Origin of the sequence: Piscinibacter sp. (assembly GCF_050175855.1) — a bacterium.
GTDB lineage: Bacteria > Pseudomonadota > Gammaproteobacteria > Burkholderiales > Burkholderiaceae_C > Piscinibacter.
Genome location: NZ_JBFXIO010000247.1, coordinates 1 through 7,887, shown reverse-complemented (window position 1 = coordinate 7,887; position 7,887 = coordinate 1). Strand labels below are relative to the sequence as shown.

At 70.4% G+C, this 7,887-nt stretch carries 9 protein-coding genes and 1 pseudogene; 4 read left to right on the top strand and 6 right to left on the bottom strand.

All coding sequences use genetic code 11. The features are described 5' to 3' along the window. Positions 1-183 precede the first annotated feature (183 nt). Genes AB7U92_RS17465 through AB7U92_RS17450 form a run of 4 tightly spaced genes read right to left on the bottom strand, consistent with a single transcriptional unit; the run spans position 184 to position 2,708 of the window. Positions 184-807, bottom strand: coding sequence for an alpha/beta hydrolase (locus tag AB7U92_RS17465; RefSeq protein ID WP_428579687.1), 624 nt, complete (start codon positions 805-807; stop codon positions 184-186). After that, a complete protein-coding gene (locus AB7U92_RS17460) occupies positions 804-1,130 on the bottom strand; it encodes a (2Fe-2S) ferredoxin domain-containing protein (RefSeq protein WP_428579684.1) in 327 nt (108 codons plus the stop codon). The genes AB7U92_RS17465 and AB7U92_RS17460 overlap by 4 nt, the downstream gene beginning before the upstream one ends. 20 nt (positions 1,131-1,150) lie before the next feature. Continuing rightward, positions 1,151-2,260, bottom strand: a complete 1,110-nt coding sequence (locus tag AB7U92_RS17455; protein ID WP_428579682.1) for a VanZ family protein — start codon at positions 2,258-2,260, stop codon at positions 1,151-1,153. 19 nt (positions 2,261-2,279) lie between these two features. Beyond that, on the bottom strand, positions 2,280-2,708 hold the full coding sequence (locus AB7U92_RS17450) for a CopD family protein (protein ID WP_428579679.1): 429 nt from the start codon (positions 2,706-2,708) through the stop codon (positions 2,280-2,282). Positions 2,709-2,930: 222 nt separating this feature from the next. Here AB7U92_RS17450 and hemB point away from each other — a divergent pair, with 222 nt between their 5' ends. Genes hemB through AB7U92_RS17435 form a run of 3 tightly spaced genes read left to right on the top strand, consistent with a single transcriptional unit; the run spans position 2,931 to position 5,967 of the window. After that, positions 2,931-3,935, top strand: coding sequence for a porphobilinogen synthase (hemB, locus tag AB7U92_RS17445; protein ID WP_428579676.1), 1,005 nt, complete (start codon positions 2,931-2,933; stop codon positions 3,933-3,935). Between the two features lie 20 nt (positions 3,936-3,955). Next, complete coding sequence (locus AB7U92_RS17440; protein WP_428579673.1) at positions 3,956-5,053, top strand: magnesium transporter CorA family protein; 1,098 nt, start codon at positions 3,956-3,958, stop codon at positions 5,051-5,053. Beyond that, positions 5,050-5,967 carry a DMT family transporter gene (locus tag AB7U92_RS17435; protein WP_428579670.1) on the top strand — a complete coding sequence of 306 codons (918 nt, stop codon included), beginning with the start codon at positions 5,050-5,052 and terminating at the stop codon, positions 5,965-5,967. The genes AB7U92_RS17440 and AB7U92_RS17435 overlap by 4 nt, the downstream gene beginning before the upstream one ends. Here the strand turns inward: AB7U92_RS17435 and ybeY are convergent. Next, positions 5,943-6,404 (bottom strand): rRNA maturation RNase YbeY, encoded by a 462-nt coding sequence (ybeY, locus tag AB7U92_RS17430; RefSeq protein WP_428579667.1) that lies wholly within the window; start codon positions 6,402-6,404, stop codon positions 5,943-5,945. The genes AB7U92_RS17435 and ybeY overlap by 25 nt on opposite strands. A 1-nt stretch (position 6,405) precedes the next feature. Further along, positions 6,406-7,398 (bottom strand): PhoH family protein, encoded by a 993-nt coding sequence (locus tag AB7U92_RS17425; protein WP_428579664.1) that lies wholly within the window; start codon positions 7,396-7,398, stop codon positions 6,406-6,408. A 103-nt stretch (positions 7,399-7,501) separates the two neighbouring features. Here AB7U92_RS17425 and AB7U92_RS17420 point away from each other — a divergent pair. Next, positions 7,502-7,887 (top strand): annotated as a pseudogene (locus AB7U92_RS17420) (sensor histidine kinase); the annotation flags it as partial.

Genomic DNA, 7,887 nt, shown 5'->3' with positions numbered 1-7,887 from the left:
CAGGTAGCTCTTGGCCGCCACCTCGGGCGGCTGCGGCATCTGGGCCTGAGCGGTCGTGGGGGTAGCGAACGGAACGGCAAAGGCCAGCACAGCCAGCCAGGAAGCGAGTCTCTTCATCGGAGGTATGGGAAATCGAAAGGGCAGGGGTCCGAGCACGCCCGGGCCCGAAGGTTCAGGTTGGTTTCAATCGGCCACGATTCGCAGCTGCTGCATGAGCACGTTCTTCAGCAGCCCGAGCTGGCCATGGAAGAAGTGGCCGGTGCCGGGAAACACGATCACCGGAAGGGCCAGCGGCCGCGCCCAGTCGAGCGTGGCCGACAGCGGCACCACGTCGTCGACTTCGCCATGGATCACCACGGTGTCGGCCGGCACCGCGGGCAGTTGCTGCTTCTGCGTGGAAGGGCCCACCAGCGCCAGCCGCTGCGGCCTGGCATCGTCGGGCAGCCGCGAGGCGGCCTGCGACGCGACATAGGCGCCGAAGGAGAAACCGGCCAGCAGCAGCGGCTCGCCGTCGCGGCGCATGGCGGCGATCACGGCCAGCGCGTCGTCGATCTCGCCGCGGCCCTCGTCCCACGCCCCTTCGGAGGCACCGACGCCGCGGAAGTTGAAGCGAACGCTGCGCCAGCCGAGCGCCACCGCGGCTCGCGCGAGGGTCTGCGCCACCTTGTTGTCCATGGTGCCGCCGTGCTGCGGGTGCGGATGGCAGATCACGGCGACACCGCGCTCGGCCGTGGCCGGCGCGTCGATCGCGCATTCGATCGCCCCCGCCGGCCCGGGCACGAGCTGGCGGACGGTCTGGCTGTTCACCGGCCGACGCCGGGCGGCAGCAGCAGCCGCTCGACCACTTCGCCGCGCTTGAGGTGTCGGTCGACGATCTCGTCGATGTCGGACTGGTCGACGTAGGTGTACCAGACGGCTTCCGGGTAGACCACGGCCACCGGCCCGCCGGCGCAGCGGTCGAGGCAGCCGGCCTTGTTGACGCGCACGCCGCCCGGGCCGGCCAGGCCTTCGGCCTTGATGCGCGCCTTGCAGCGATCGAAGCCGTCCTTCGCGCCGTGCTGGGCGCAGGCGTCCTCGCCGTTGTCGCGCTGGTTCAGGCAGAAGAAGATGTGCCGCTGGTAATAGCTCATGATGCGATTCTAGGAGGCGCTCAGTCGTCGCCCCGTGCAGCCACGCGCGTGAGCAGGTAGACCAGGGTGGCGTACGGCCACAGCCAGCCCACCCACTGCGCGGCGCCGTGAAAGTGGATGAACCGCCCCTGCTCCCAGGCCTGCAGACTCTGCGCGAAGTAGGGGTCGGCCGGGGCGTGGGCGACCAGCGCGACCAGGGCCGACAGGGCCACCAGGCCGATACCCGCCGCGGCGCGGCGCGGCAGGGCCGCGGCGGCCAGTGCCAGTATCGCCCCGAGCGCGAAGCCAGCCTCGGCGTTGGGCGTGCGCCAGGCCAGGGCATGCTGCGGTCCGAAATTCATGGCGGTCGACAACGTGGTCGCGCCGGCGCCCAGCAGCACCGCGCCGGCCACCAGCGCCGGGCGCCGCCAGCCGGGCCGCGACACCGACAGTGCCACCATGCACGGCGCCAGCAGGCCCAGCGCCACCGTGGCGAGTTCCTGGCCGGCGCCCAGCGGCTGGTAGGGCAGTTGGGCATCGAGCCATGGGGCCAGCGAGGGCAGCACCGGGCTGCCCTCGAGCGCCCACTGCAGGCCCTCCTGCAACCGCGGCAGCACCTGCCCCACACCGAGCGGCACCGGCGTCGGGAACAGCAGCGCCACCGGCCACAGCACCAGCAGCGCCAGCCCGCCCGCGCTGCCAGCGATGAACCAGCGCTCGCGCACCGCCTGCCACCGGCTCACGCCGCCGAGCCGATCGGCCGTCCTGGCCAGCACTGCACCCACCGCGCTTCCGGCCACGTTCATCGCCAGGTCGAGGTTCGACGGCACGCGCCGCGGCAGGTAGTTCTGCAACCACTCCATCGCCAGCGAGAGCACGGCGCCGGCCAGAACCGCCGCGAGAACGCTCGCGCCCGGCGTCCTTCCGGCTCGCGACATCGCCACGCAGACCAGCGCGCCGAGCGGCAGGTAGCCCAGCAGATTGGCGAGCAGGTCGAAGGCCGTCCAGTAGCGCGGCCAGGCCAGTGCCAGGAACTGCCACGGTGGCTGGCCCGACGCCCGCCACTCGCCGAACGGGTAGAGGCTGGCGTAGACGATCAGCCCGGCGGCCAGCCAGGCCAGCGGCACGGCGGAGCTGCGCTGGCGGTTCACGGCCGCCCCTTTCGTGTCCTCAGAAGGGCTTGACCACCACCAGCACGACGATGGCGGCGAACAGCAGCACGGTCACTTCGTTGAAGACGCGGAACCAGCGCTCGCTGCGCCGGTTGGCGAACTGCTCGAACTGGCGCAGCACGCGGCCGCAGAAGTGGTGGTAGCCGATCGTCCCGACCACCAGCAGCAGCTTGGCGTGCATCCAGCCGTTGCCCGGCCCTTTGCCGATGCCGTAGTACAGCCACAGCAGCAGGCCCAGTACCAGGGCCGGGATCATCAGGATGCCCGAGAAACGGTACAGGCGGCGCGCCATCAGCAGCAGGCGCTCGCGCTCGGCATGGCTGTCGGCCGGCACGGCGGCGAGGTTCACGAAGATCCGCGGCAGGTAGAACAGGCCGGCAAACCAGGCGGCCACGAAGACGATGTGAAAGGCTTTGACCCAGAGCATCGGCCGATTATCGCGACATGCCGGCCACGGCCCGGCCCAAGAAAAAGCCCCGGCCGGGGCCGGGGCTCAAAAAGCCTTATCGCTGTCATCACGGTAAGGCACCTGCTCAGGGAGGAAAAGCAGGGAACGATACCCTTGCGGATATCATTCACTTGTAACTTTAGCACGCACATCTGGGCGCTGTGAACACTTGTGCATAGCTCCCACTTCACGAAAAGAGCCATGCAGACGCCGCCGCCCTACCCCGCCAGCCGCCCGCGACGCCTGCGCCGCGATGCCTTCACCCGCGAGCTGGTGCGTGAGCACCGGCTTCACCCGAGCGACCTGATCCTGCCGGTGTTCGTGCTCGCCGGGCAGAACCAGGTGCAGGACGTGGGCTCGATGCCCGGCGTGCAGCGCCTGAGCCTCGACCGCCTGCTGCCGGTGGCCGAAGACTGCGTGAACCTCGGCATTCCGGTCATGGCGCTGTTCCCGGTGATCGACCAGAAGCTCAAGTTCGAGGACGGCCGCGAGGCGCTCAACCCGGAAGGCCTGGTGCCCACCGTCGTGCGCGAGCTGAAGAGGCGCTTTCCCGAGCTCGGCGTGATGACCGACGTGGCGCTGGACCCGTTCACCTCGCACGGCCAGGACGGCCTGCTGGATGACACCGGCTACATCCTCAACGACGAGACGGTGGCGGTGCTGACGAAGCAGGCGCTGGTGCAGGCCGAAGCCGGCGTCGACATCGTGGCGCCCAGCGACATGATGGACGGCCGGATCGGGGCGATTCGAGCTGCACTCGAATCGCGCGGCAGGATCCACACCAGGATCATGGCCTACAGCGCCAAGTACGCCAGCGCCTTCTACGGCCCGTTCCGCGATGCGGTGGGCTCGGCCGCGAACCTCGGCAAGAGCAACAAGAAGGTCTACCAGATGGACCCCGGCAACACCGACGAGGCGCTGCGCGAGGTGGCGCTGGATATCGCCGAGGGCGCCGACATGGTGATGGTCAAGCCCGGCATGCCCTACCTCGACATCGTGCGCCGCGTGAAAGACGAGTTTCGCGTGCCGACCTTCGCCTACCAGGTCAGCGGCGAGTACGCGATGCTCAAGGCCGCGGCCGCCAACGGCTGGCTCGACCACGACGCGGTGATGATGGAAAGCCTGCTGGGCTTCAAGCGCGCAGGCGCCGACGGCGTGCTGACCTACTTCGCGCGCGACGCCGCGCGGCTGCTCAAGGCCGCCTGAGGCCCGGCGCGCAAGACCCCATGCGCGTCTTCCACGTCCGCGGCGAGCAGTTCACCGAGCTCGACGCCCTGCCCGAGGCACTGCCGGCCGCCGGCTACCTGTGGGTCGGCGCGGCGCGGCGCGAGTTCGAGGTGCAGATCGCGACGATCCAGGGCCGGCTCGCCACCTGGACCGGCGGCAACCTGGTCGACCTGCACGTCTCCGACCTGCTGAACAACCAGCTGCCCTCGCACTTCGACACCACCTCGGGCTATGACCTGCTGGTATTCCGGCGGCTGGCCGCAGGCGCAGGCACGACCGGCAGCTTCATCGACGACAGCCAGGGCACGATCGCCTCGGCGCGACAGGCGCTGGAGGCCATCGACACCAGCCCGGTGGGCTTCGCGGTATTCGACCGCGTGCTGCTGACCGTGCACCCGACCGACTGCCTGGTGCGCGACTACTTCGCCGCGCGGCTGCAGCAGCAGGCGCAGCCCGGCGAGGCGCGCGGCGGCCCGCGTCTGCCGAGCAGCCCGGCCGACCTGATGCTGCGCATGGTCAACCACATGGTCGACAGCTACCTCGAGCTGCGCCGCCTGCTGACGCGGCAGTTCACGCACCTGCAGAACGAGCTGTTCCGACCCAGCGGCGGCTTCCGCAACTGGCAGCTGCTGCTCGAGTCACGCAACGCGCTGCACCTGCTGGAAGACACCTGCGAGGACCAGCGCAGCGCCCTGGTCGAGTGGATCGACGCGCTCGACGAGTGGCCCGACGAGATCGAAGCGGCGGGGCGCCGCGAGCGCGAGATGCTGCGCCTGCGCTCGCGTGACGTGGTCGAGCACATCGAGCGCGTTCTGGCCCACGTGCGCCGGCTCGAGAACTCCGCCGAGACCGCGGTGCAGATGCACTTCTCGGCGCAGAGCCACCGCACCAACTCGATCATGCGCACGCTGACCGTGCTGACGGCGATCTTCCTGCCGCTGAACCTGGTCACCGGCTTCTTCGGGATGAATTTCGACGCCCTGCCGCTGATCCACAGCGCCACCGGCTTCTGGATCGCCGCCGGCATCATGCTGGTGCTGGGCATCGGGCTGAGCCTGTTCTTCTGGCGCAAGAACTACCTGGGCAGCCGGCATTGAGCGGCGCGCACTTCAGTGCGCGGCAGCTCGTGCTGCTGGCGCTGCTCACGCTGGTGTGGGGCCTGAACTGGCCGATCATGAAGTTCGGCGTCACCCACTTCCCACCGCTGTCCTTCCGCGCGCTGTCGATGTGGCTGGGGCTGCCGGTGCTCTACCTCGCCGTGCGCGCGATGCGCATCCCGCTGGCGATCGAGCGCAGCCAGTGGCCCGAGCTGGCCAGGCTGACCTTCACCAACATGATCGTCTGGCATGTGCTGGCGATCGTCTCGGTGCAGGCGCTGTCGTCCGGCCGCGCCGCCATCCTCGGCTACACCATGCCGGTGTTCTCGGCGCTGTGGGGCATGGCGCTGTTCGGCCAGCGGCTGTCGGGCCGGCAGCTCGCCGGCGTGGCCGCCGCGGCGATCGGCGTGGCGCTGCTGCTGTGGCACGAGCTCGGCCGCATGGCCGGCAAGCCCTGGGCAGCCGGCGGCATGCTGGTGTCGGCCGCGGTGTGGGCGCTGGGCACGCAGCAGCTGCGCCGCACACGGATGACGGCACCGACGCTGGCCATCGTGTTCTGGATGACGGTGGTCACCACGCTCGTGATGACGCTGCTGGCCGCCGCCTTCGAGCAGCCGCGCTGGCAGATGCCGTCGCCGGAGGTGTGGGCGACGATCGTCTTCAACGCCGTGCTGATCTTCGGCTTCGCGCAGCCGGTGTGGCTCTACCTCGCCCGCGCACTGCCACCGGTGGCCTCGACGCTGTCGGTGATGCTGATACCGGTGCTGGGCACGCTGTCGGGCGCCTGGTGGCTGAACGAACAGCTGCACTGGCAGGACTTCGCCGCGATCGTGCTGATGCTGGCGGCGATCGCCTCGGTGCTGCTGCCGGCGCGCGCCGCGGCGCCGGCTCAGTCGGCTCGCCCGTCGACGTAAGGATCGGCGAAGCCGAGCGCCGCGAGGATCTCCCGCTCGCGTGCTTCCATCACCCGGGCGTCGCGCGAGCGCTCGTGGTCGTAGCCTTGCGCGTGCAAGGTGCCGTGCACGAGCAGGTGGGCGTAGTGCGCCTCGATGGCCTTGCCCTGCTCGTGCGCCTCGCGCTCGACCACCGGCGCGCACAGCACCAGGTCGGCCTGCACGACGGGCTCGCGTGCATAGTCGAAGGTCAGCACGTTGGTGGCGTAGTCCTTGCCGCGGTAGTCGCGGTTCAGCGCACGGCCTTCATCGGCGTCGACGATGCGCACGGCAATCTCCGCCGGCGCCCCGAGTGCCGCGCGCATCCAGCGCGCCACCTTGTGGCGTGGCAGCCGGTCGCGATGGCGGGCGTCGGCGAACTGCAGCGACAGCGAGAGCGCGGGGCGGGCTTCGGCCATCTCAGCGCTCGTCGGCACGCGCCGCGTCGTAGGCTTCGACGATGCGCGCCACCAGCGGATGCCGCACCACGTCGGCCGAGGTGAAGCGGGTGGTGGCGATGCCGCGCACGCGGCGCAGCACGCGCTCGGCGTCGACCAGGCCGCTGGGCATGCCCTTGGGCAGATCGATCTGGCTGACGTCGCCGGTGACCACCGCCTTGGCGCCGAAGCCGATGCGGGTAAGGAACATCTTCATCTGCTCGGGCGTGGTGTTCTGCGCCTCGTCGAGGATCACGAAGGCATGGTTGAGCGTGCGGCCGCGCATGAACGCCAGCGGCGCGATCTCCAGCGTTCCCTTCTCGAAGGCCTTGGTCACGCGGTCGAAGCCCATCAGGTCGTACAGCGCGTCGTACAGCGGCCGCAGGTAGGGGTCGACCTTCTGTGACAGGTCGCCGGGCAGGAAGCCGAGGCGCTCGCCTGCCTCGACCGCCGGGCGCGTGAGGATGATGCGCTGCACCTGGCTGCGCTCCAGCGCGTCGACCGCGCAGGCCACGGCGAGGAAGGTCTTGCCGGTGCCGGCCGGGCCGATGCCGAAGGTGATATCGTGCGAGAGGATGTTGCGCAGGTAGGTCACCTGGTTGGGCGTGCGCCCGGTGAGGTCGCTGCGGCGCGTGTGCAGCACGATCTCGCGCTCGCCGTCGTCGTCGGTGGGCGGCGCGTCGGCCGCGGTCGCGGTGCGCAAGGCAGGCGCCTTCAGGTCGGACATCGCTTCCACGATCGCCAGTTGCACCTGCTCGGCGGGAATCACCCGCCGCGCCCGGTCGTACAGCGACTGCAGCAGCGCCACCGCCCGCTCGGCCTGGCGCTTGCCGCCCTCGACACGGAACGACTCGTTGCGCCGCGAGATGGTCACGTCGAGCGCGGCTTCGATGCTGCGCAGGTGCTCGTCGAGGCTGCCGCACAGGTGGGCCAGCCGCGCGTTGTCGGGCGGAATGAAGGCGTGGCGAAGGATCACGGCGGCAAGGGTGGGCGCAAAGCCGGCATTGTGGCGCCAAGCCGGGCGCGAGCGTGGCATCCGACCGCTCGGGCGCCGCAGCCATCCTGCACAATGCCCGGCGATGCCTTGCACCGCCCTGCTCCGCACCCTGGCGCGCTGCGCTCTCGTCGCGCTGCTGGCCTGGAGCGGCGCGACGTCGGCCGCGCCTCCCTCGACCCAGCTGATCACGCAGGCCCTGGCGGTGGCCGGCAGCGCCGAGCGCTTCCCCGAGGGCGACCCGGCCGCCATCACGGTGGCGCTGCCCGACGACTGGAGCGAGACCAACCCGCGGCAGGACGGCGGCGTCTGGTACCGCGTCGAGTTCGACCCCGGCCACGCCCTGGACCGCAACGACTTGCTCGGGCTGTACGTGCACCGCGCCTGCAGTGCGCGGGACGTGTATCTCATCGGCCGGCGCATCCACTGCGGCGGCCGGCCCGCCGGTTCGCTGGCGCGCGACTGCCACTC